The following is a 22,192-nucleotide window of genomic DNA, read 5'->3' as shown; positions in this document are numbered from 1 at the left end:
GCGCTCGTAGCTGCCGTTGCGATAGCCCTTGCGCTCGCTGGTGCGCTCGTACGTCTGCGCCGCCAGCTGATCCGTCGCCTGGGCTGTCAGCACCTGATTCAGCACCGTCTCCAGCAAGCGGGCCACTCCCGCGTCCCGATCGGTTCCGATAAACAGCTGGTGCAAAATGTCTTGATCTACGGTAATCTGGTATTGAGTCATGTGTAGGCACTCTCCTTGGAATGTTGGTCTCGACAACTTCCATTCTAACCGAGAGTCCTACCATGGCTTTTCTTTTTATGGTCAGGAGCATTTTACACAATTATATGGACTTAACTGTGGAACAAGAGGAGTTACGCGGAAAAACCGAGCAACTCTGGCGTGGGTAAGGTGGAACGAGATCGGTTGCGCGGCCAAGCAGCGAGCATGCATGAGTCCACGCCCTTGGGAGCGTAAATTCGTCTCGTTGCCATTGGCGTGTGGGATGTGGTCACACTTCATTTCAAATCGAACAGGCTGTGTCGTCCCTGGCCTGCAACTCTCCTTGGATACGTTACCTGACCGCGAAGCGACGGCTTGGCTGAGCTGCCAGCGAAGCGGCGCATCATGCAGGGACCCGAAGCGAAGCGGGGCGGGGAGCTCGTGGAGAAGCGGCAGCGGTTCCCTTGGAGGCCGGATTCCACCCCTGCTGGGGAATGGAATCGAAGGAATCTGGGCTCCAGGGAGATCGGAACGAGTCCCCGTCACGCGAAGCGGTGCGGTCCTGGGCCTCACCGCCGCGCGAAGCGGCCCGGTCCCGGGCTTCACCGTCACGCAAAGCGGTGCGGTCCTGGGCCTCACCGCCACGCGAAGCGGCCCGGTCCCGGGCCTCATCACCGCGCGAAGCGGTTCGGTCCAAAGCCATTGCCGTTCCATGCTGGGCAATCCGGTCCCGTTTTTTTGATGCGGCGGTAGGAGGAGGGGAATCGGCGGAAGGCTGCGGTATGGTATAATGGTGCCTATCGACAAGAGAAGAAAGGGACGATCGGATGAAGCTGTATACGAGAACCGGCGACGACGGATCGACGTCGCTGATCGGCGGCCGCGTCGGCAAGGACGACGCCCAGGTGGAGGCGTACGGAACGATCGACGAATTGAACGCCTTCACGGGAGCCGCCCGCGCGGCGGCGCTCGCCGAGCCCGCCATGCGGCGGCTGGCGGACATGCTGGAGGAGATCCAGCACGAGCTGTTCGACTGCGGCTCCGATCTGAGCTATGCCGCTCCGCGGCCGGAGCAGCTCAAGACGAACGAGGAGATGGCCACGCGGCTGGAGCGGTGGATCGACGAGCTGGACGGCGAGTGCCCGCCGCTGCGGCGCTTCGTCCTGCCGGGCGGAACGCCGCTCGCGGCGGCGCTGCATGTATGCCGCACCGTCTGCCGGAGGGCGGAGCGGCGAGTCGTGACGCTGGCCGGGGAGAGGGCGGTCCATCCGCCGGTGCAAGCTTACTTGAACCGCCTCTCGGACTACTATTTCGCGGCTGCGAGAGCGGCCAACTTCCGCGCCGGACAGCCGGATGCGGAATATGCGCGGGGAGCGGACGTGTTTCGTGGCGACCGCTAGGACCGATCCGCGCTACGTGCAGGGGTCTGTCCCCCCGCACGGCTATTACGAGCCGATCGCCGTCGTCGCCGGCGAGGCCGAGCATGGCTGGCGCCTGTCCAAGCTGCTGGAGCGCCGCCTCGGCGTCTCGCGCAAGCTGCTCTCCCGCCTCAAGCTGACGGAAAAAGGGCTCATGATCAACGGCGCGCGGGCCTACTCCGGCGATCCTGTCGCGGCCGGCGACGTCTGCGAGATCCGCATGGAGCAGGAGCGCTCCGAGGACATCCTGGCTCAGCCGCTGCCGCTGGAGATCGTCTACGAGGACGACTGGCTGCTGCTCGCCTCCAAGCCGGCCGGCATGGTCGTGCATCCGACGCACGGGCATTATACGGGCACGCTCGCCAACGCGGCCGTCCATCACTGGCAGCAGCGCGGAGAGAACGTGCGCTTCCGACCGGTGCATCGGCTCGACGAGGATACGTCCGGACTCGTGCTGATCGCCAAAAATCCGTATGTGCACCAGCAGCTGTCCGAGCAGCATGGCGACGGCCGCATCCGCAAGGGCTATGTCGCTTACGCGTACGGAAGCCCGGCGATCGCGCTCGGCCGGATCGACGCGCCGATCGACCGCGATCCGGCCGCGCCGCATTATCGCATCGTCACGCCGGCGGGCTATGCCTCGGCGACGCGTTACGAGACGGAGCGGACCTATGGCGGTGGACGGGCCTGCAAGCTGCGGCTGAGGCTGGAAACCGGCCGCACCCACCAGATTCGCGTCCATCTGGGCTGGATCGGCTGCCCGCTGATCGGCGACCGGATGTACGGACCGGCCGCGGACGGCGGCGGAGACGGCTCCTGGGAGGAGGCGGCCGGCAGGCAGGCGCTGCATGCGGCGGAGCTGAGCTTCGTGCATCCGATGACGGGGCGGGAGATGGGCTTCGAGGCTCCGCTCCCGCCGGAGCTGCAAGCGCTGGAGCGGGAGCTGCTTGCTGCCGACTTGACGGGCTGACGAACGACGAAAGGCGTGAATCGAACTTATGGGCGACAAGAAGAAATTGACCATCTATGAATACAGCAAATGCGGCACCTGCCGGCTGGCGGTCAAGGATCTGGAGCAGGCGGGCCGGGAGCTCGAGCGGTTGCCGATCCGCGAGCAGCCGCCGACGGCGGACGAGCTCGCCGAGCTGGTGAAGCGCAGCGGCCTGCCGCTGAAGAAGTTTTTCAACACCTCCGGCGAGGTGTACAAGGAGCTCGGCCTGAAGGACAAGCTGGCCGGCATGAGCGAGCGCGAGCAGCTGGAGCTGCTCGCCTCGAACGGCATGCTGCTCAAGCGGCCGATCGTCACGGACGGCAGCCGCGCCACCGTCGGCTACAAGCCGGACGACTACAAGGCGGTCTGGCATCATGAGTAAGCCGGTCGGAGCGGCCAAGCTCGGCCGCCTCGGCTCCTCCGTGTTCGCGGAGGTCGCTTCGTGGCGCAGCCGCGCGGAGGCGTCCGGAATCGACGTCATCGACCTGAGCATCGGCAGCCCGGACCTTCCTCCAAGCGAGCGGGTCATGCGGGCGCTGAGCGAGGCGGCGCTCGATCCGGCCTCCTACCGCTATCCGTCCTCGCATGGGAGCGAGCTTTTCCGCCGCAAGGCGGCTGAGTGGATGCGGCATCGGTTCGGCGTCGAGCTCGATCCGGACGAGGAGCTGCTTGCGCTCATGGGCTCGCAGGACGGCCTCGCGCATCTGGCGCTGGCGCTGTGCGAGCCGGGCGACGCCGCGATCGTGCCCGATCCGGGGTATCCGGTCTATGCGGCCTCGCTGGCGCTGGCCGGCGCGGAGCCGATCCTGCTGCCGCTGAAGGCGGGCAACGGCTTCCTGCCCGATCCGGACCTCGTGCCGGACGAGGCGTGGGAGCGGGCGCGCTTCGTCCTGCTCGGACTGCCCGGCAACCCGATCGGCGCGGCGTCGAGCCGCGAGCTGCTGGAGGCGCTCGTCGCCAAGTGCCGCCGCCACGGCGTCGTGCTCGTGCATGATCTGGCCTATTCGGAAATGGGCTACGGCGGCTACCGGCCGATCAGCGTGCTGTCGGTGCCCGGCGCGCTCGACGTGGCGGTCGAGTTCCACTCCATGTCCAAAAGCTTCCACATGGCCGGCTGCCGGCTCGGCTTCCTCGCGGGCAGCCGGGAAGCGGTCGGAGCGCTGCGCCGCCTGAAGGCGAACATCGACTACGGCGTGTTCGGCGCCGTGCAGCGGGCGGCCGCGGAGGCGCTGGACGAAGCGATGGAGCCGGGCTACTCCGGCTTCCGCCATATCTATGAAAGCCGCCGGGACGCGCTCGTGCGCGCGCTCGGCGAGGCGGGCTGGCCGGTCGAGCCGCCGGAGGCGACGATGTTCCTGTGGGCGGCCGTGCCGCAGCCGGCCGATGGCGCGCGGACGAGCAGCCGCCGCTTCGCCGAGCGGCTGCTCGCCGAGACGGGCGTCGCCGTCGTGCCGGGCGACGCGTTCGGCGGCGAAGGCGAGGGCTATGTGCGGATCGCGCTCGTCGAGGACGAGGCGCGGCTGATCGAGGCGGCGGCGCGCATCGCGCGCTGGCTGCCGGACTATTTGCAAGAGGGAGGCTGAGAGATGGATCTGTTTACATGGAACGAGGACAAGCCGCGGCCGGAGGCGGCGGGAGAGGCGGAGCTGCCGGAGCGCTCGCGGCTGCTGCTTGTGGACGGGATGGCGATCCTGTTCCGCGCCTACTTCGCGACCGCTTACGGCGGCAGCGTGCGGCGCACGAGCTTCGGGCTGCCAGTGAACGCGGTGCACGGCTTCGTCCGCTACTTCATGGACGCGGTGCGGCGCTTCGAGCCGACGCATGTGGCCGTCTGCTGGGATCTCGGGAGCAGCACGTTCCGCACGCAGGAGTTCACCCTGTACAAGGCGAACCGTCCGGACGCGCCGGACGACCTGATCCCGCAGTTCGACCTCGTCAAGGAGGTCGTCGCGAGCTTCGGCGTGCCGAACATCGGCGCGCCGGGCTACGAGGCGGACGACTGCATCGGCACGCTGGCGCGGCTGCATGGCCGGGAGCACGAGGTGCTCGTGCTGACCGGCGACCATGACCTGCTGCAGCTCGTCGACGAGCGTGTTTCCGTCATCATCATGAAGAAGGGCCACGGCAACTACATGGTGTACACGCCGGAAAGCCTCATGGAGGAGCGCGGACTGACGCCGCCGCAAATCATCGACGTCAAGGGGCTGATGGGCGACGCGAGCGACAACTATCCCGGCGTCAAGGGCATCGGCGAGAAGACGGCGCTGAAGCTCGTGCAGGAGCACGGCTCGATCGACGGCATCCTGGCCAATCTCGGCTCGCTGTCGGCGTCGGTGCGGACCAAGATCGAGGCCGATCTCGACATGCTGCATCTGTCCCGCCGCTTGGCGACGATTCACTGCGAGGCGCCGGTGCTGCTGGCGATGCACGAATGCTGCTGGGCGGTCGACCGCCACGCGGTCGAGCGCAAGTTCGAGGAGCTCGAGTTCCGCAGCCTGATGAGCCTGATCGGCTGACCCGGCCAGCCACTAACGCGGCGACGCGACCGATACGGAGGATCCTATGTTATCGTTTGAAGAAAAGCTAGAGCTGTTCAAGAGCTTTCCCGAGCTGACGCGCAGCGACGTGTCGATGGGACGCGTCAACTTCCAGTTCGAGGGCAGCCTGCATGAGAAGAAAAACGTCGTCTTCCGGCTGCATCCCAATGGCGGAGGATATGTTTATGCGGCGCTGCTGGACGGGTACGAAACGGATGAGAAGGGCTACGTCAGCATCCGCGACCTGGACGAAGACGAGCTGCGGCGGCTGACGGCGGCCTCGATCGCCTCGCTTTCCCGCCCGCCGTCCGGACCGGCGGCCGAGCCGGGGCAGAGCCGCGCGGCGCGCCGCCGCCGGATGGCCAAGAGCCGTTGGCTCGACGGCGACGGCAACGCGCTCGAGCTGCGCAGCGAGGACGACCTGTGGTATCTGTACGCCGGCCTCAACCTGGAGATGGCGTTCGAGTCGTTCGACGAGGCGGAGGAGTACCTGCGCGAGGAAGGCTTCCGCCCCGAGGGCTGAGCTTGCCGGCCAGAGGCGTCCGCGGCATGGCGGACGTCTGTCCGCGTTCAGGCTGCGGATCGAGCAGGGGCCTAGAGTAAATGGCCGCGCCGCCGTCCATCCTTTTCGCCGGATTGTCCATGGAGCTTCCAAGGGAGCTTGAAGTACAGTGGGGAAAACGGCAGGAGGGATCATCCATGATCGAAATCACGAGGGCGGGCGCCGGTCAGGCGAAGGAGCTTGCGCCTTTGTTCCACCGGTACCGGGTGTTTTACGGCCATCCCGATCAGGAGACGGAGCTCGCGCTTGCCGAAGCCTTTCTCGACGACCGGCTCCGGCGCGGCGAGTCGGCTGTGTTCGCCGCTCTGGCCGACGGCGCCGCAGTCGGCTTCATGCAGCTTTATCCGGTCTTCTCCTCGATCTCGCTGAAGCGGGCTTGGATCCTCAACGATCTGTTCGTCGATCCGGACTGGAGAGGCCGAGGCGTCGCCCGCAGGCTGCTGCGGGAGGCCGAGCGGCTAGGCATGGAAACCGGCGCGGCGTACATCCAGCTGTCGACCGCCCATGGCAACGCGGCGGCGCGCAGCCTGTACGAATCCGAGGGCTACGAGGAAGAACGGCAATTCGCCGTATATGAACGCATCATCGGCAAGCAGCCCCTCGATCCGCCCGCCGGACGGGACGGGGCTGCCGCAAAGGAGGACGGGACATGAGCATGGGAGCGGTGACGGTCCGCGCGCTGGCCGAGCATTTCAAGCTCGAGGTGCTGGCGGCCGAGGAGCGGCTCGATCGTCAGGTGACCAAGCCCGGCGGCCATCGTCCGGGACTTGAGTTCGTCGGTTATTTCGATTATTTTCCGATGGAAAGGGTGCAGGTGCTCGGCATCAAGGAGATCACCTACCTGCACAAGCTGACCGAGCTGGAGCGCAACCTCCACATCGGCAATATCGTCAAGTACCATCCGCCCTGCTTCATCGTCACGTCGGGCCAGCAGGAGGACGGGCTCAAGTACTTGATGCGCTACTGCGAGGAGGAGGGCATCCCGCTGCTGCGCACGCCGCTGCCGACGACGGAATTCATCGCCGTGATGGATGCCTTCCTCGTCAAGGAGCTGGCAGAGCGGATCGCGATCCACGGAGTATGCGTCAACGTGTCCGGCATCGGCATCCTGCTGCGCGGCTCGTCCGGTGCAGGCAAGAGCGAGACGGCGCATTCGCTCATCCGCCGCGGGCATCGGCTCGTCGCCGACGACGTGATCGTGCTCAAGAAGCTGAGCCCGCGCACGCTGCTGGGGACGCATAACGGCAAGACCAAGGAGTTCCTGGCGCTGCGCAGCATCGGCCTCATCAACGTCGTGCGGCTGTACGGCCGCAAGGCGTTCCAGGAGGAGACGCGCATCGCGCTCGACATCGAGCTGACCAAGTGGCGCGACAACGAGCTCAACAACGAGCTGGAGGTCGAGGAGCGGTACACCGACTACATGGGCGTGCGCATCCCTCATATCCAGATCCAGCTGCAGCCGGGCCGGGACGTGGCGAGCCTCGTCGAGGCCGCCGCCAACAACTGGTACTTGCAGCAGCAAGGCTACAGCGCGGTCGAGGAGTTCATGAGCCGGCTGCAGGAAGGATAGCGCTCTTCCTTCGTCCATCCTTCGCTTTCCCCTTTTCATTAAGCCTGTCCTGCACGCCTGTCCTGCACGCCGAACGGCGTCCGGACGGGCTTTTTTTTGTCGAGCGGGCTGTCCCGAAATGGGTCAGAACGGCCGCATGCCCGCATATCGTGAGTAACGGACGATGTCGGGACCAAGGGAGAGAGCGATGGCAAACAACCGGAAGGGCAAGCAGCCGAAGCTGCGCCGCAAGGTGCTGCAGGTGGAGGATTCGACATTTTCGGAAATCAGCTGGATCGATGAAATGGAACCCGTTCCGGAGAAGCTGCAGGTGAGTGCAGTCGCAGCCCCGGAGATGCCTGCGGCGGCGGCCGAGGCAGAAGCGGTGGTGGAGTCGGAGGCGACGTTAACGTCAGTAGCGGCGGAGGACCGGGCTGCTGTCGATTCGGTGAAAGCTCAATCGGAGGCAGGTACGCAGACGACTCGGGCGGCCGCGCATGCGGAGCCCGTCGCGCAGCCCGAAGCAAGCGCAGAGGAGCGGCTGCAGCGGCTGCTGGAGGAAAGGCGCGGACCGAGTGCGGCGCCTTCGGTATACGGATCCGACCTGGCGGAGGGCTCCGTATCGGAAACGAAGCTCGCGCCGGGAAGCGTATCTGCTGAAAAGCTGGCCGATGAGGCGGTGACGGAAAGGTCGCTCGCGGACGGATCGGTGAGCGGGATCAAGCTGCGGGACGGCTCGGTCGGATCGGGCAAGCTCGCGAACGGAGCGGTGCTGGAGGAGCATCTGGCCGACGGCTCCGTGAGCGGCGGCAAGCTCCGCGACGGGGCAGTCTCGACGTCGAAGCTTCAGGACGGCAGCGTCACGCCGGAGAAGCTGGCGGCCCGGAGCCTGCCCGGCTCGCTGCTTGAGGACGGCGCGATCGAAGGAAGGCATCTGCGTCCGGGTGCGATTTCGTCCGACACGCTGGCGGATGGAAGCCTGACGAGCCGACTGTACGGCTCGGAATCGGTCGGCTCGCAAGCGCTCGCGGCCGGCAGCGTCGACAACGCCAAGCTGGCGGAGCAGGCCGTGACCGCCTCCAAGCTGCGAGACGGCTCCGTGACGGCAGCCAAGCTCGGCGGCGGCGCCGTCGAGGCCCGCCATCTGGCAGACGGCTCGGTCGGCTCCGGCCAGCTGCAGGAGGGAATCGTCGAGGCCCGCCATTTGGCGGACGGCTCGGTCGGGTCGCAGCAGCTGGCGGAGCATGCGGTCGGCAGCCGCGAGCTGGCGCCGGGCAGCGTCGGTCCGGATGTCCTGCAGCCGGAATCGGTCGGGAGCGGCCAGCTGGCCGCCGGCAGCGTGGAGAGCCGCCATCTGGCGGACGGCACGGTCGGCAACCGCCAGCTGGCGGATGACAGCGTAAGCTCGGAGAAGCTGCGGCCTGACGCGGTGACGACCGTGCAGCTGGCGGATCATGCCGTCACCTCCGCCAAGCTGGCGGACGGCAGCATCGCGGCCTCCAAGCTAGGCGCCGAAGCGGTGCAAGCCCGCCATCTCGCGCCGGGAAGCGTCGGTCTGGACGCCTTGCAGCTGAACTCGGTCGGAGGCGGCCAGCTCGCTCCCGGCAGCGTGGAGAGCCGCCATCTGGCGGACAGCGCGCTTGGCAACCGGCATTTGGCGGACGGCAGCGTGAGCTCGGATAAGCTGCGGCCTGACTCGGTGACGACCATGCATCTGTCGGATCATGCCGTCACTCCCGCCAAGCTGGCCGACGGCAGCATCTCCGCCTCCAAGCTTGGCGTCGAAGCGGTGCAAGCCCGCCATCTGGCGCCGGGCAGCGTGGACGGCTCCAAGATCGGCGCCGCCTCCATCCGGCAGTTCCATCTGGGCGAGGGGGCTGTGGGAGCCAATCAGCTGCAGGCCGGGAGCATCCGGCAGGAGCATCTTCGAGACCGCAGCGTCGGCGCTTCCGCCCTGCAAGCCGGAGCGGTGCGGGAAAGCCACTACGCAGACGGCTCGGTCGGGGAGGATGCGCTGGCCGACAGCGCGGTGTCGCGCAGCAAGCTCGCGGCCGAGGCGGTCGGCCCCGGCGAGCTGGGCGAGGAAGCGGTAGAGCGCCGTCATCTGGCGGACGGCAGCGTCGGTCCGGTCCAGCTCGCTCCAGGATCGGTAGGCCGCAGCCACCTGGCGCCTCAAGCCGTCTGCCTTCATCATGTCGCGGAAAAAGCGATCGACGCCTCCCGCCTGGCCGATGATGCGGTCGAGGCCCGCCATCTGGCTCCAGGCTCGGTCGAGCTGCAGGCGCTGGCGGAGCGCTCGGTCGCAAGCCCTCAGCTTGCGGATGGAGCGGTCGACGGCAGGGTGCTGGCGGAGCGCTCGGTGACCGCCCGGCATCTGGCGGACTATATGGTCAGCTCGCTGAAGCTGTCTCCGGAGTCGGTATCCACGGATAAGCTCGTGGCCGGGGCCGTGACGGGCGACAAGCTGGCGGACCAGAGCGTCGCCGCCTCCAAGCTGGCGCCGGACTCGGTCGGACGGCTGCAGCTGCAGCAAGGCGCCGTTGGGACGGAGCAGCTGGAGCGAGGCGCCGTTGGAACGGTGCAGCTGGCGGAAGGCGCTGTGGACCGAAGCCGACTGGCGGTTGGAGCGATAGGCTCGGAGCAGCTGGAGGCAGGCAGCGTCGGACGGGAGCAGCTGGCGGAAGGTGCTGTGGACCGAAGCCGATTGGCGGCCGGAGCAGTAGGCTCGGAGCAGCTAGAGCCGGGATGCGTCGGTACGGAGCAGCTGGCGGAAGGATCGGTGGACCGAAGCCGACTGGCGGTTGGAGCGATAGGTTCGGAGCAGTTGGAGGCAGGCAGCGTCGGACGGGAGCAGCTGGCGGAAGGCGCTGTGGACCGAAGCCGATTGGCGGCCGGAGCGGTAGGAGCCGATCAGCTGGAACCGGGCAGCGTCGGTACGGAGCAGCTGGCATCGGGAGCGGTGGACCGAAGCCGATTGGCGGCCGGAGCAGTAGGCTCGGAGCAGCTGGAAGCGTGCGCCGTCGGCACGGAGCATTTGGCCGAAGGGGCTGTGGATCGAAGCCGGCTGGCGGAAGGCGCGGTAGACCGGAGCCGGCTGGAGCTCGGAGCCGTCGGCTCGGAGCAGCTGGCGGAAGGCGCGGTCGGCAGCCGTCATCTGCAGTCGGGATCGATTGCGCTCTCCAGCCTGAACGAAGACGTGCTGGAGCATTTCCGCCAGCTGGCGGAAGCCGGAAGGCAGGAGCTCGCGCATGAGCTGGAAACGTGGAAAGCCCGCTGCCAGACGATGGAGGACGCGCTGGCCCGGACCGAGGCCCTTTGCCAAAAGCTGCAGGCGGATGTCCAGGATGCGGCCGCTACTCTTGCCGACGCGCAAGCGAGGCTGGCCGCTTGCCGGCAGACTGCGCATGGAATCGTCCCCTTCGCCTTTGGCGAGACGGACGCGGAGGTCGAGCTGCGCATCGCCTTCGACCGAAGCTTCGGCGAGGCGGCCTACTCGCTCGCCGTCAGCTGCGACCATCCGTCCTGCTCGGTCGTCATCCGCCGAAAAGAAGCGGACTGCGCGATTCTCGCCGTCGTCCGCACCCGGTTCGGACCGCCTCCGAGCGGCTCGGTCGACTGGATCGCGGCCGACTGAGGACGAGAAGGAAGGCTGTGGATGCGCTCCGGTTCGGAGCGCTTGCCAGACGCAAACGCGGGGAGAGGCGAAGCGCCTTTTCCCGCGTTTGCGTTTTTTCGGCAGCCGATTTCCGGACGCGCTATTTTCGCTATGCCCGCAACTTGGTTATAATCAATAAAGTAGCTTAATGCCGAATCGGGGGATCATCATGAAAACGAGATATGCGGCAACCGCCTCGCTGGGCGTCATGGCGGCGGGATTCGCGGTCACGACCGCGCTGGCGGACGGCGGCGGACGCGCGGTGGAGCTGCTGCAGGGCGGCTTCGAGGCCGGCCTTGTCGGCGGCATCGCCGACTGGTTCGCGGTATCGGCGCTGTTCCGCCATCCGCTGGGGCTGAAAATACCCCATACGAACCTGCTGCTCAAAAACAAGCCGAAGCTCATCAACGCGCTCGTCTCCTCGCTCGAGAACGAGCTGCTCAACAAGGAGAGCATCAGCGCCCGGCTGCGCAACCTGAACCTGATCCAGAGCGCCGGCCGGTATGCCGTACGCATGCTCGCGAAGCGGCACAACCGCGAGGCCGTGCTGACCGCTCTCCAAGGCGTCGTCGAGAGGCTGCCTGCGGAGAAGCTCGCCGCCTCGCTGCTGCAGGGTGCGGCGGGCTATGCAAGAGGGATCGAGCTGCAGCCGCTGGCGGAGCGGGCTGCAAGCGCGGTCATCCGCGAGGGATGGGACGAGAAGGCGCTGGACTACGCGCTGGATCAGGCGATCGACTGGATCTCCAAGCCGTCCACCGGCAAGATGCTCGGCGAGCTTGCTCAGGCCAAGCTGCAGGAGCTGCAGGTCGGCGGCTTCATGGGCTTCGCCGTGCAGGCTTTCGCCGGCTTCATGAACGAGGACAAGATGGGCGCGATGCTCCAGCATATGCTGCTGTCCGGAGTGAAGGATCTGACGACGCCGGGCAGCCGCCAGCGCGATGCGCTGCTGCTGGAGCTGCGCTCGCGGCTGGTCGGCCTGGCCGAGGACGGCGAGAGCCTGGGCAAAGCCAAGGAATGGGCCGCGCTGAAGCTGGAGTCGGCCGAGGCTGCCGAATTCGTTTCCGCCAAGGCGGAGGAGCTGCGCCGCAAGCTGCTGGACGTGCTGGAGCAGGACAAGCGCAAAGGCGGCCGCTTCGTGCTGGCGGCGATGAAGGCGGTCCGCGACCGGCTGGCGGCCGAGCCGGAGCTCGTGCGCGGCTGGGAGGACCGGCTGTCGAGCTTGCTCGTGCAGGCGATCGAAAGCAACCATTACCGCATCGGCCTGCTCGTCCGCGACAACCTCAACAAGCTCGACGACAAGCAGCTTGTCGACATGCTGGAGTCCAAGGTGGGCAGCGACCTGCAGTGGATCCGCGTCAACGGCGCGGTATGCGGCTTCCTGATCGGCCTCGTGCTGACGATGATCGGCTGGATCTGACCTCCGGGCGGCGCGAAGATATTTTCATCCCCCAAAAAAGGACTGTCCCCGCGGGCCGGCTAAAAAGCCTTCCTGCAAGGAACAGTCCTTTTTTGCGCTGCGGCGGCCGAAAGGCATCGTCGCTGCTGTCGATCCGCGAGACGCACGTCCGCCTGTGCGGGCCTATGTCCCGCAGATCGCTTCAAGCCTGCTGCGTGCCGTCCGGCACGGATCCGTTGCCGGCCCCGCTGCGGTCGTCGCCGGGATAATCGCGCTCCTGCTCGCCATGAAGGCGGCGGTTCTCGTAGCCGAAGCGATTGGGCTGGCGCTGCTCCGGCCGCCATTCGCTCTCCTTGACCGGAGCTTCCGGATGAAGCGACGCGCCGTAGGGGCCCTCGGGGAATTCCTCGAAGGTCAGATCGTTGCGGCTGGACTCCACGGTCGATAGATCCGTGTATTTCTCGCGGCGGGATTCCTCCGTCGCCGCGTCGGTGTCGGGACGGCCGACGAACCGTCCGTCCTCGGGCTGGTCTGGCATGCTGCGGCTGCCTCCTTAGGTGGCACAGGCTTGAAAAGCCTGTGCCCGGATGGGTGCCGTAGTAGCTTTTCCCGCTCAGTCGGTAAAATTCACTTCGCCTACGACGAGCGACAGAAACGCGCCGAGCTCGGACGCCTCCTCCTCGGTGAGCTTGAACACATGCTCGAGATAGCCTTCCTCCTCCAGGTCGTCCTGGCCGATGATGGCGGTGCGGCCCCCTTGCAGATCGGTGACGAGCTTTTTGCCGTAAAAGCGGTTGGTCGTCAGGATGGCCAGGTCGAACCGCTTGAGTCCAGGCGTGATCAGCGTAATGAAGCGAGTCGACGTCTCCTCTGTGGAGTCCGACATGAAATCGTAGTCTTTGAGCTGCATGATGCGTTCCTCCCCTTGCGCCCGGCAGAGCCGCCCGAAGAGCGGCGTCCGGCGCTGATGGAGCTAGTATAGCACGGGAAGGGGCCGCCCGGCCTCGCCGGACCGGCGGAAAAAGCGATTGCCGAATCCGGCCCCGCTATGATAGGATGGATTTACCAGATAAGGATTGACCGGGAGGAAGCACCTCTCTTGCTTGCAGACGCGAGCGGGAGAGGTGCTTTTTTTGCGTTCTCCAGCCCTTATCGGCCTATTCTACGGAGGTGCGAGCCATCATGCAGATCGTATTTTTGAACTCATTCGAAAAACCGCTTGGAGATGGAAGGCTGGACACGGCGCAGCTGACCATCTGCGAGCAGCAAGGAACGTGGTCGGTCATCTGGAACGGCAGCCGGCACGGCAGCTCGGAGACGACCGATCTCTGGTACGAGGGCGCCAGCTGGGAAGAAATGATGAACGCGTTCCGCCACGGCGTGGCGGTGCGCATGGGCGAGGGCTTCTCGCCGCTCGTGGACGGCATGCTCGACGAGCGTCCGTCGGCGCGGGGCGGCACGGTCAGCCTCCTGCAATGCTACGGCGAGCTCCATGCCGACGCCGCGCTGTACGAGGAGCTGCGGGACTGGCGGCGGCTGCGGGCGACATCCGACCGCAAGTCGGCGTATCTCGTGGCGACGAACCGGACGCTGCTCATGATCGCGGCATTCGTGCCGCGGACCGAGGAGGAGCTGGCGGCGATTCCCGGCTGGGGGCCGGGCAAGGGCGCCTCGTACTCCGCCGAGGTGCTGGCTTTGACGGAGAAGGCGGCGCAGCCGCGTCCGTTTCCGCTCGACTGGGTCGAGGAGGCGCTCGATTCCAAGGCGTACGTGCAGTGGCTGTACAAGCAAAAGGAGCACAAATACAAAAGCCGCCTCGATCGCCAGCAGTCGAGCCGGCTGATTCTCGAGGGCATCCGCGCGGACAAGTCGCTCGAGGAGCTGCAGGCCGACACGGGCTTGCCCCGGCGGGAGCTGATGGAGCGCCTCGAGCAGCTCGACCAGGAGGGCTACGACCTCGAGCCGCTCATCGCGCGCGAGCTTGAGGGAGTGCCGTCGGAGGAGCTGGCGCGCATCCGGCAGGCGCTTGCGCAGGAGGGGGACAAGTACCTCAAGCCGATCCTGCATAAGGTATACGGAGCCGAGCCGGCGCCCGGCATGAAGATTGAGCTCGTCTACGATCGGCTGCGGCTCGTCCGGATGCGCTGCAAGCGCGAGAATGCGGCCGGGCGGAGCGTCGGATGACCTGGAAGGCATATTCAAAATGAGACCTTCCATAGGGTTGACAACATAGGACAATAGTCGCGGATATGCAAGAATTGGTATACTTGTCCTAGGATCTTTAGTATAATGGCTCCTATATACTCAAGCAGAAGATACTTGACGGATAAGGGGCGTATCGACGCGGATGAAAGCTGAATTTATCAATCCTTTCCTGGAATCTGCGGTCATGGTGTTGGAGCAGGTCGTCCAGATCAAGCCGCAGACGGGGCCGGTCGGTCTCAAGGAGCTGCGAGGTCAATCGGATTTCATTTGGATTCAGATTCAGCTGTTCGGCCAGGTGAGCGGAGATATCGTCTTCGGCATGAGCGAGGTGTCCGCGCTCAAGATCGTGTCTGCGATGATGGGCGGATTCCAGATCTCGTCGCTTGACGACATGGGCAGGAGCGCGATTTCCGAGCTCAGCAACATGATCAGCGGCAACGCGAGCACGAAGCTGTCCAGCCAGGGCGTGCATGTCGACATCACGCCGCCCGCGCTGCTCCAGGGCTCCCAGCTCCAGCTGCTGGAGTCGCGCAAGGCGCTGACCGTGCCCGTCTTCCTGGACGGCATCGGACAGATGGACATTCAAGTGCTGCTGGCGTCCTAGCGCTGCAAAAGCTCCCCCCGGGGAGCTTTTTTTCATGGATGGATGCCTAAAGGAGAGGCGGATCGCTCCTGACCGTCCGAGCTTTCTCGGAACGAGGCTCGCCTCGCCGCCGGAGGACGGCCGTTTCCGGTTCGTCCGGCGCGAGCGGTCTTTTGCCAACTGTCCGCGGATGCAGTACACTTGGGGCAGGTGATGACCATGGGAAAAAACAAGATTGTCGTGCTGACCGGAGCGTCCAGCGGCATCGGAGCGCTGACGGCGGGCCACCTGGTCCGCGCGGGAGCGATGCCGGTGCTCTGCGGCCGCAACGAGGAGCGGCTGCGGCAAGCGGCCGCCGCCGCCGGAGGGCGCTGCGCGACGCGCGTGCTCGACGTGACGGACGACCGTTCGGTCGAGGAGACGTTCCGGTCCGTGCTCGCGGAGTTCGGACGGATCGACGTGCTGATCAACAATGCCGGCTTCGGCTTGTTCAAGCGGTTCGACGAGACGCCGCTCGAGGAATTCCGGTCCATGATGGAGACAAACTATATGGGCATCGTGCGCTGCACGCAGGCTGCGCTGCCCGCGATGAAGGCGCAAGGCTCCGGACATGTGATCAATGTCGCCTCGATCGCCGGCAAGCTGGCTACGGCCAAGTCGAGCGGCTATTCCGCCAGCAAGCATGCCGTGCTTGGCCTGACGAACGCGCTGCGCCAGGAGCTGGCGGGCAGCGGCATCGCCGTGTCGGCGGTCAATCCGGGGCCGATCGACACGCCGTTTTTCGAGCAGGCGGATCCGGATGGCGCCTATGTGCGCAACATCGGCTGGATCATGATGAAGCCGGACCGGGTCGCCCGCCGCATCGCGGGCCTGGTCGAGCGTCCGCGCGACGAGCTGGACCTGCCGTGGCTGCTTGCCGCAGGCACCCGCCTGTACCAGCTGTTCCCGGGAATCGCAAGCCGCATCGCCGGACCGATGCTGAACAAAAAATAGCGTCCTACCTGAAGGAGTACGAACGAAATGACCTATGAAAGCTGGAGTCGCCTCGGCCTGTCCGAGGCGGCTTTCGAACGGTTTGAAGCAAACGGGATCGGGGAGCCGACCCCGATCCAGCAGCAGGCGATCCCGCCGCTGCTCGCGGGCAAGGACCTGTCGGCAGGCTCGCAGACGGGCACCGGCAAGACGCTCGCGTACCTGCTCCCGCTGCTGCAGCGCATCGACGCGAGCAGCAAGGCGATCCAGGCGATCATCCTGTCGCCGACGCAGGAGCTGGCGATGCAGATCGTGCGCGTCGCCCAGGAGTACGGCGAGCCGCTCGGCATCCGCACCCAGCAGCTGATCGGCGGGGCGGCGGTGAAGCGTCAGCTCGAGAAGCTGAAGCTGAATCCGCAGCTGGTCGTCGGCACGCCGGGCCGCATCAACGAGCTGGTCAAGGGGAAAAAGCTCAAGCTGACGCAGGCGTCCATGGTCGTCGTCGACGAGGCGGACCAGGTGTTCGCGCTCGGCTCGACGGGCGAGGTGGAGACGATCCTGTGGGCGACGCCGAAAAGCCGTCAGCTGTCCTTCTTCAGCGCGACGCATCCCGACGTCATGAAGACGCTGGAGAAGCGGTGGATGAAGGAGCCGCTGCGCATCGACATCGAGCCGGAGCAGCGCGTGTCGGAGACGATCTCCCACTATTATGTCGTCTGCGACTGGCGCGACAAGACCGATACCGCTCGCCGCCTGCTGCGGCTGCTGGAGCCGGAGTCCGCGCTGGTGTTCATCAACAATACCGATCTGATCGCGAACTATGAGGCCAAGCTGGCGTTCGAGGGCTTCGACGTGGAATCGATCTACGGCGATGCCGACAAGCAGAAGCGCGCCGCTACGCTCGCCCGCTTCCGCGAGGGCCGGACGAAGCTGCTGCTCGCTACCGATGTCGCCGCGCGCGGCCTCGATATCCCCGGCCTCCCGCTCGTCGTCAATCTGGAGCCGCCTGCGGACGCCGACCAGTACGTGCATCGCTCGGGCCGCACGGGCCGGATGGGCCGCGAGGGCGTCGTGCTGACGCTGGCCGCGCCGAACGAGACGTACCTGATCGAGAAGTACGAGCGCAAGCTGGGCATCAAGCTTCAGGAAAAGACGCTGTACAAAGGCAAGCTGTGGGACCCGCACGAAGTTCCGCGCAGCCGGAGCGGCGGGGCGCCTGCGCGCGCCAAAGGCGCCGGCTCGGCGTCGGCAGCGGCGCCGGAGCGCCGTGCCGGCGCATCGGTTGCCGGCGGCGCCAGCGAGACGGACACGCGGAAAGCGGCTCCGGCGAGGAAGGCCGCCGAGACGCCGCCTGCCGCGCCTGCCCGGCAAGATGCGGGGCGCGGCCCGGCGGCCGGCGCGGCTCGGCCGGCGGGGGACGGAGCTGCCAGGCTGTCCCGCGCCGTCCCGCCATCCAGCTTCGCCAAGCCGGCTAGCAAGGTGCAGCCGTCCAGCTTCGTCAAGCCGACCTTGCCCGCCAAGCCGGCCGGCGCGGCCAAAGCGGCCAGCGCCTCCAAGCCGGCGAAGTCCAAGGCTCGGACCGCGAAGGCGGACAAGAACAAAGGCGCTCCGAAATGGCTGAAAGCCAAGCGCGGACAAGACGAAGCGCCGAAGAGCTGAAAAAAGGGAGGCGGCGCTCGATGAGCGAGTTCCAGGCTGGGGCGGAGGTGCTCCAGGTGAAAGGGCTGACCGGCGGCTACAGCCCGCGCCGTCCGGTGCTGCATGAGCTGGACTTTACGGTCCGCGCAGGGGAGATGATGGGCCTGATCGGACTGAACGGCGCGGGCAAGAGCACGACGGTCAAGCATCTGCTCGGCCTGATGGCCCCGCATCGCGGAGAAGTCAAGATCGGCGGGACGACGCTGGAGGCGGATCCGGAGCGCTACCGCGGCTCCTACGCCTATGTGCCGGAGGCGCCGGTGCTGTTCGAGGAGCTGACCGTGGAGGAGCATCTGCGGCTGACCGCGATGGCGTACGGCCTCGACGAGAAGCGGTACGCCGAGCGGCGCGACCGGCTGCTGGAGGAGTTCCGCATGGGGCCGAAGCGCGGAGCGCGCGCGGCCCATCTGTCCAAGGGCATGAAGCAGAAGGTGATGCTCATGAACGCGCTGCTGGCCCAGCCGGCACTGTACATCATCGACGAGCCGTTCCTCGGCCTGGATCCGCTCGGCATCCGCTCGCTGCTCGACCGTCTGACGGAGGAGCGCGCCAAAGGCGCCGCGATCCTCATGAGCACGCATATCCTGTCGACGGTAGAGACGTACTGCGACCGCTTCATGCTGCTGCATGGAGGCCGCATCCGGGAGATGGGCACGATGGACGAGGTGCGGATGTCGCGAGGGGCGGAAGGAGATACCCTTGAAGAGATCTTCTACCGCGTCGTGGAGGAGAGTGACGCCGATGGACGCGGGGCTTGACCGCGAATGGCGCCGGCGGGCGCTGGCGTTTTACAAGGACTGCCTGCCGTATCTCGGCGACATGGCCCGCAGCGGCTTGCCGCTGGCGCTGTTCGCGCTGATTATCGTCGGCTCGGCTTCCTATGCCGGCCTGCTTGAGCGCATTCCCGCGGATTTCCCCGCCGCCGCGCTCGGCACGCTGCTGCTGACGCCGGCGCTGTACTGGAATCCGATGCGCACTTGGCTGCAGCCGGCCGATGTCGTTTTTCTCCTGCCTCGCGAGGCAGCGATGAAAGGCTATTTGAGGCGCTCCTGGCTGCATACGCTGCCCGGCGGACTCGTGCTCGCTGCCGCCGTCCTGCTCCTTTATTGGCCGATCCGCGCCCGTGTGCCGGCAGACGAGCTGACGAATTGGACGCCGGAGCTGCTGCCGGCGCTGGCGGCAGTGCTGGCGCTCAAGGCGCTGGCGGCGGCGGCCGCCTGGCGAGAGCGGCAGATCGCCTGGAGCGCGAGCCGGACTGCGCTCAAGCTGCTGCGGCTGGCGATCACCGTCTGGCTGCTCTACGTCTGGCTGGAGGAGCACGCATTGACGGCGGCGTTCGTATCCGCGCCGGCGGCGCTGCTGTGGTGGGCCGCTTCGCGCTTGCCGAAGCGGATCGCGCTGCCGTGGGAGCGGCTGATCGAGGAGGAGCGGCGGACGGAGAGCCGCTATATCCGCTTTTTCGGCTGGTTCACCGAGGTGCCGTCGCTGCAGCCGAGCGTGCGCTCGCGTCCGTGGCTGTCGTGGATCGCGTCCAGGGTCCCGCTGCGCAAGCGCAGCACCTACACCTACCTGTACAGCCTGAGCATCGCCCGCACCGAGCTGGGCGGCATGCTGCTGCGGATGACGCTGCTCGGCATGCTTTGCTGCTATTGGCTCGGCGAAAGCGGCTGGCTGGACGGCTGGGCGGCCGCGGCTTGCGCGCTGCTGTTCCTGCTGATCGCAGGCTTGCAGTCGGCGGCGCTGACAGGGTGGCATCGCCATGTCGTCTGGCGGCATGTGTATCCGCTGCCGGAGAGCGGCCGGCTGCGCTCGGCGGCGGCAGTCGACCGCGGCGCGCTGACGGTCGTGGCGGCGCTGCTCTGGCTGGCCGCCGGCGTGCCGCTGCTCGCGGCCGGCCTCGTTGCCGCGCCGGCCGCCGCGGCCTTGCTGGCAGCCGTGTACGTGCTGCTTCGTCCCCGGCGGCTGCTCAAGCGGCAGCAGCGCGAGGACGAGGAGGATTGAACGAAAAAAAGGCTGTTCCCGAGCGACTCGGGGACAGCCTTTTTTTGCCTTGCCTGCCTGCTCGCTCGAGCGGCGTCGCATCGAGGCCGACGCCGCCCGGCTCCGATCAGGTCGTGATGCCTTGACGGATGTCCTGGACAGCCTGATGGATCGCGTCGAACAGATCCTCCAGGTTCGCTTCTTCAGTGCAGGAGAACGCGACGCGCAGATCCGTATCGCCGAGCGCGATCGTGCCGATCTCGTAGGCGTTCAGCAGGCGCTGGCGCACCGCTTCGGCGCTGACGTCCTCGAGCCGCAGGCACATGAAGTACCCCGAGTTGAACGGATAGTAGCTCCACGCGCCGTCGTAGCGGCCGCTGTCGAGCAGCTGCTTGACGCGGCTCGCGCGGCTTTTCATGATGGCGTACTTCTCGGCCTTCTGGGCTTCGAAGTCGGGATGCCGCAGCGCATGCAGGATGAACGTCTGCGACGGATGCGGCCCGCTGGAGATGGTGGAGCGGATGATGCCGAGCGTCTTTTGCTCCAGGGCGGCCAGCACGTCGGCGGAGTCGGAGGCGTACGTGATGAAGCCGACGCGGAAGCCCCAGACGTACTCTTCCTTGGTCGCGCCGTCGATCTTGACCGGCAGGATGCGCTCATGGAGCCCCGCCAGGCGGCCGAACAGCGACTCGTGCACGGATTCTTCGAAGAAGAGCCCGAAGTAGGCGTCGTCGGTGACGGCGACGATGCGGATGCCGGCTTCCGCCGCGGCCAGAAGCGCCGCCACGATCGCTTCGCACTCGTCGCGGTCCGGCGTGTAGCCGGTCGGATTGTTCGGGAAGTTGAGGATGACGATCGCCTTGCCCTTGTCCCGCCGGGCGAGCAGCGCTTCGCGCAGGCCGTCGGCGTTGAAGCGGCCGTCCGCGGCGTACAGCGGATATTCGACGATCTCGGCGCCGCGGCGCACGCCGAAGGTCAGCTCGTAGTTCTCCCAGTTCTTGTCCGGGATGACGACGGCGTCGCCGGCGTCCGCGAACAGGTCCGCGACGATGCTCAGGCCGTGCGTCAGCGCGTTCGTCGCGATCGGGCTGCCGAACGAGCGGCCCTGGAGCGAGGGATTCTCCACGATCATCTTCTCGCGCCAGGCGGAGCGCAGCTCGGGCTTGCCCGCAGGCGGAGCGTATTCGTAAAGATCCTTCGGATCATAGGCGGACAGCGTGTCTTGAATCAGCTTCAGATGCATCGGGACGCCGTTCTCCGTGGCGATGCCGATCGTGGCGTTGAACTTCCGGGCCTTGGTCTTGGCCTCGGCGGACTGGCTCAGGATGCCCTCCTTCGGGAAATACAGCTGCCGTCCAAGTCCGGACAGCATGGCGTACACATGGGCGTTGCCTTTTTCCAGCGCGGCGTTCAACTGCTGGGCAAGTGGATTCATGATTCCTCTTCCGTCCTTCCAGGGTCGATGTGTCCGGGCCGCGTCGGCGCAGTCCCGGCAGGCATTGGCGTTCGGGTGTCATTATACCATTTTATGACCTTGCCGGGGAGGGACAAAAAGCATTCTTTCTGCTTCTTGCCGGAGGTCGCTCCAGTAAGGTATGATGACGAAAAACGTACCGTGAAACCGGGGAGGTCTACATGCTGCACGTACCGCCCTCATCGTTCGTCCTGCTTCCATCCTTCGCCAAGATCGTCTGCGAGCCGAATTGGAAATGGCCCCGCCGGGACAAGCCGATGGCAAACTACGACCTGTTCTATGTCTGGAGCGGGGAAGGAGAGCTGCTGCTGAACAACGAGCCTTATCCGCTCGAGGCCGGCAGCTGCTTCCTGTTCCGCCCCGGCGACTATACGAGCGCGGTCCACAACCCGCAAAAGCCGCTCGTCCTGACCTACATCCACTTCGATGTCGAGGGCGACCCCGGCGAGGTGCCCGCCCGTCACCGCGTCCTCGAAGATACGGTGGAATTCGAATACCTCCTCTCGCGCTACGTGCGCCTGTTCCTCGTCCAGCTGTTCGCCGCCGAGGAGGAGGCGAGGCTCCTCCTCAAGCAGCTGATGATCCATCTGCTGCGGGACGACCGCCAGGCTCCGGTGGAGCGCAAGGCGAGCAACCAGCTGACGGAGGCGATCCAGGAGATCGCCAACTACATCCGTCAAAATCCCGGCATCTCCCATCGCGTCGAGGATCTGGCGGGCCGCGCGGGCCTTTCGCCGAGGTATTTCAGCATCAAGTTCAAGGAGATCATCGGGATCCCCGTCCAGACGTACATGATCCGCACCCGCATCGAGCGGGCGCAGCATCTGCTCATGCACGGCGGCATGAACGTGACCGAGGTGGCCGACGCGCTCGGCTACCGCGACATCTTTTTTTTCAGCCGCCAATTCAAGCAGTACACGGGCAAAAGTCCGTCCGAGATCCGGTAGCCGCCGGATCTTTTTTTTATAAAATCGTCCCCCCTTGGGAATATT

The 22,192-nt window shown here is 66.2% G+C and carries 21 protein-coding genes; 17 read left to right on the top strand and 4 right to left on the bottom strand.

The window, feature by feature from the left end:
- Positions 1–201 (bottom strand): transposase (locus tag H582_RS0108265; protein ID WP_028598161.1); only part of this gene is annotated, 201 nt, incomplete at its 3' end.
- An 806-nt stretch (positions 202–1,007) separates the two neighbouring features.
- Here H582_RS0108265 and H582_RS0108260 point away from each other — a divergent pair.
- The 10 genes from H582_RS0108260 (at position 1,008) to H582_RS0108215 (ending at position 12,309) form a co-directional block, all read left to right on the top strand.
- The gene (locus tag H582_RS0108260) at positions 1,008–1,580 is read left to right on the top strand and encodes a cob(I)yrinic acid a,c-diamide adenosyltransferase (protein WP_028598160.1); all 573 of its coding nucleotides are present in this window, start codon (positions 1,008–1,010) and stop codon (positions 1,578–1,580) included.
- Positions 1,567–2,568 (top strand): RluA family pseudouridine synthase, encoded by a 1,002-nt coding sequence (locus tag H582_RS0108255; RefSeq protein ID WP_240478972.1) that lies wholly within the window; start codon positions 1,567–1,569, stop codon positions 2,566–2,568. The genes H582_RS0108260 and H582_RS0108255 overlap by 14 nt, the downstream gene beginning before the upstream one ends.
- Positions 2,569–2,596: 28 nt before the next feature.
- Complete coding sequence (locus H582_RS0108250; RefSeq protein ID WP_028598158.1) at positions 2,597–2,971, top strand: arsenate reductase family protein; 375 nt, start codon at positions 2,597–2,599, stop codon at positions 2,969–2,971.
- Positions 2,964–4,172 (top strand): aminotransferase class I/II-fold pyridoxal phosphate-dependent enzyme, encoded by a 1,209-nt coding sequence (locus tag H582_RS0108245; protein ID WP_028598157.1) that lies wholly within the window; start codon positions 2,964–2,966, stop codon positions 4,170–4,172. Before H582_RS0108250 ends, H582_RS0108245 begins: the two co-directional genes overlap by 8 nt.
- A 3-nt stretch (positions 4,173–4,175) precedes the next feature.
- Entirely contained in the window at positions 4,176–5,105 is a 930-nt protein-coding gene (locus H582_RS0108240) for a 5'-3' exonuclease (RefSeq protein WP_084136890.1), read from the top strand.
- Positions 5,106–5,151: 46 nt separating this feature from the next.
- Positions 5,152–5,649: a hypothetical protein gene (locus tag H582_RS0108235; RefSeq protein ID WP_028598155.1), complete on the top strand. Its 498-nt coding sequence runs from the start codon at positions 5,152–5,154 to the stop codon at positions 5,647–5,649.
- 176 nt (positions 5,650–5,825) lie between these two features.
- A complete protein-coding gene (locus tag H582_RS0108230) occupies positions 5,826–6,341 on the top strand; it encodes a GNAT family N-acetyltransferase (RefSeq protein ID WP_084136888.1) in 516 nt (171 codons plus the stop codon).
- Positions 6,342–6,343: 2 nt separating this feature from the next.
- Positions 6,344–7,258, top strand: a complete 915-nt coding sequence (hprK, locus tag H582_RS0108225; RefSeq protein ID WP_028598153.1) for an HPr(Ser) kinase/phosphatase — start codon at positions 6,344–6,346, stop codon at positions 7,256–7,258.
- 187 nt (positions 7,259–7,445) lie between these two features.
- Positions 7,446–10,871: a WIAG-tail domain gene (locus H582_RS29925; protein ID WP_028598152.1), complete on the top strand. Its 3,426-nt coding sequence runs from the start codon at positions 7,446–7,448 to the stop codon at positions 10,869–10,871.
- A gap of 190 nt (positions 10,872–11,061) precedes the next feature.
- On the top strand, positions 11,062–12,309 hold the full coding sequence (locus H582_RS0108215) for a DUF445 domain-containing protein (protein ID WP_028598151.1): 1,248 nt from the start codon (positions 11,062–11,064) through the stop codon (positions 12,307–12,309).
- A gap of 181 nt (positions 12,310–12,490) precedes the next feature.
- On the opposite strand, the gene H582_RS26640 is transcribed toward H582_RS0108215, so the two are convergent.
- Together H582_RS26640 and H582_RS0108205 are read right to left on the bottom strand one after the other, a co-directional pair.
- Entirely contained in the window at positions 12,491–12,826 is a 336-nt protein-coding gene (locus H582_RS26640; protein WP_052333077.1) for a hypothetical protein, read from the bottom strand.
- A gap of 75 nt (positions 12,827–12,901) precedes the next feature.
- Complete coding sequence (locus H582_RS0108205; RefSeq protein WP_028598150.1) at positions 12,902–13,198, bottom strand: DUF3055 domain-containing protein; 297 nt, start codon at positions 13,196–13,198, stop codon at positions 12,902–12,904.
- A gap of 272 nt (positions 13,199–13,470) precedes the next feature.
- On the opposite strand from H582_RS0108205, the gene H582_RS0108200 reads away from it, so the two are divergent.
- From H582_RS0108200 to H582_RS0108175, 6 genes are all read left to right on the top strand, one after another.
- Positions 13,471–14,472, top strand: coding sequence for an HRDC domain-containing protein (locus tag H582_RS0108200; protein WP_028598149.1), 1,002 nt, complete (start codon positions 13,471–13,473; stop codon positions 14,470–14,472).
- 163 nt (positions 14,473–14,635) lie between these two features.
- A complete protein-coding gene (locus H582_RS0108195) occupies positions 14,636–15,097 on the top strand; it encodes a chemotaxis protein CheX (protein WP_028598148.1) in 462 nt (153 codons plus the stop codon).
- Between the two features lie 198 nt (positions 15,098–15,295).
- Positions 15,296–16,069, top strand: a complete 774-nt coding sequence (locus H582_RS0108190) for an SDR family NAD(P)-dependent oxidoreductase (RefSeq protein WP_373864130.1) — start codon at positions 15,296–15,298, stop codon at positions 16,067–16,069.
- Between the two features lie 27 nt (positions 16,070–16,096).
- Positions 16,097–17,707, top strand: a complete 1,611-nt coding sequence (locus H582_RS0108185; RefSeq protein ID WP_028598146.1) for a DEAD/DEAH box helicase — start codon at positions 16,097–16,099, stop codon at positions 17,705–17,707.
- Positions 17,708–17,727: 20 nt separating this feature from the next.
- Positions 17,728–18,504 carry an ABC transporter ATP-binding protein gene (locus H582_RS0108180; RefSeq protein ID WP_028598145.1) on the top strand — a complete coding sequence of 259 codons (777 nt, stop codon included), beginning with the start codon at positions 17,728–17,730 and terminating at the stop codon, positions 18,502–18,504.
- Positions 18,446–19,747, top strand: coding sequence for an ABC transporter permease (locus H582_RS0108175; RefSeq protein WP_127464555.1), 1,302 nt, complete (start codon positions 18,446–18,448; stop codon positions 19,745–19,747). Before H582_RS0108180 ends, H582_RS0108175 begins: the two co-directional genes overlap by 59 nt.
- A gap of 106 nt (positions 19,748–19,853) precedes the next feature.
- Here H582_RS0108175 and H582_RS0108170 read toward each other — a convergent pair whose 3' ends face one another.
- Entirely contained in the window at positions 19,854–21,161 is a 1,308-nt protein-coding gene (locus tag H582_RS0108170) for an aminotransferase class I/II-fold pyridoxal phosphate-dependent enzyme (RefSeq protein ID WP_028598143.1), read from the bottom strand.
- 200 nt (positions 21,162–21,361) lie between these two features.
- Between H582_RS0108170 and H582_RS0108165 the strand changes: the two genes are divergently transcribed.
- Entirely contained in the window at positions 21,362–22,147 is a 786-nt protein-coding gene (locus tag H582_RS0108165; RefSeq protein WP_028598142.1) for a helix-turn-helix domain-containing protein, read from the top strand.
- Positions 22,148–22,192 lie beyond the last annotated feature (45 nt).

Source organism: Paenibacillus pasadenensis DSM 19293 (assembly GCF_000422485.1).
Taxonomy (GTDB): domain Bacteria; phylum Bacillota; class Bacilli; order Paenibacillales; family Paenibacillaceae; genus Paenibacillus_O; species Paenibacillus_O pasadenensis.
This window is presented reverse-complemented; position numbering and strand designations above follow the sequence as displayed.

Bases quoted from the DNA above. Each gene is read 5' to 3' on its own strand.
- H582_RS0108235 (WP_028598155.1), top strand. From the start codon at position 5,152: ATGTTATCGTTTGAAGAAAAGCTAGAGCTGTTCAAGAGCTTTCCCGAG.
- hprK (WP_028598153.1), top strand. From the start codon at position 6,344: ATGGGAGCGGTGACGGTCCGCGCGCTGGCCGAGCATTTCAAGCTCGAG.
- H582_RS0108215 (WP_028598151.1), top strand. From the start codon at position 11,062: ATGAAAACGAGATATGCGGCAACCGCCTCGCTGGGCGTCATGGCGGCG.
- H582_RS0108250 (WP_028598158.1), top strand. From the start codon at position 2,597: ATGGGCGACAAGAAGAAATTGACCATCTATGAATACAGCAAATGCGGC.
- H582_RS0108230 (WP_084136888.1), top strand. From the start codon at position 5,826: ATGATCGAAATCACGAGGGCGGGCGCCGGTCAGGCGAAGGAGCTTGCG.
- H582_RS0108200 (WP_028598149.1), top strand. From the start codon at position 13,471: ATGCAGATCGTATTTTTGAACTCATTCGAAAAACCGCTTGGAGATGGA.
- H582_RS26640 (WP_052333077.1), bottom strand. From the start codon at position 12,826: ATGCCAGACCAGCCCGAGGACGGACGGTTCGTCGGCCGTCCCGACACC.
- H582_RS29925 (WP_028598152.1), top strand. From the start codon at position 7,446: ATGGCAAACAACCGGAAGGGCAAGCAGCCGAAGCTGCGCCGCAAGGTG.
- H582_RS0108170 (WP_028598143.1), bottom strand. From the start codon at position 21,161: ATGAATCCACTTGCCCAGCAGTTGAACGCCGCGCTGGAAAAAGGCAAC.
- H582_RS0108180 (WP_028598145.1), top strand. From the start codon at position 17,728: ATGAGCGAGTTCCAGGCTGGGGCGGAGGTGCTCCAGGTGAAAGGGCTG.
- H582_RS0108185 (WP_028598146.1), top strand. From the start codon at position 16,097: ATGACCTATGAAAGCTGGAGTCGCCTCGGCCTGTCCGAGGCGGCTTTC.
- H582_RS0108195 (WP_028598148.1), top strand. From the start codon at position 14,636: ATGAAAGCTGAATTTATCAATCCTTTCCTGGAATCTGCGGTCATGGTG.
- H582_RS0108190 (WP_373864130.1), top strand. From the start codon at position 15,296: ATGGGAAAAAACAAGATTGTCGTGCTGACCGGAGCGTCCAGCGGCATC.
- H582_RS0108165 (WP_028598142.1), top strand. From the start codon at position 21,362: ATGCTGCACGTACCGCCCTCATCGTTCGTCCTGCTTCCATCCTTCGCC.
- H582_RS0108245 (WP_028598157.1), top strand. From the start codon at position 2,964: ATGAGTAAGCCGGTCGGAGCGGCCAAGCTCGGCCGCCTCGGCTCCTCC.
- H582_RS0108205 (WP_028598150.1), bottom strand. From the start codon at position 13,198: ATGCAGCTCAAAGACTACGATTTCATGTCGGACTCCACAGAGGAGACG.
- H582_RS0108240 (WP_084136890.1), top strand. From the start codon at position 4,176: ATGGATCTGTTTACATGGAACGAGGACAAGCCGCGGCCGGAGGCGGCG.
- H582_RS0108260 (WP_028598160.1), top strand. From the start codon at position 1,008: ATGAAGCTGTATACGAGAACCGGCGACGACGGATCGACGTCGCTGATC.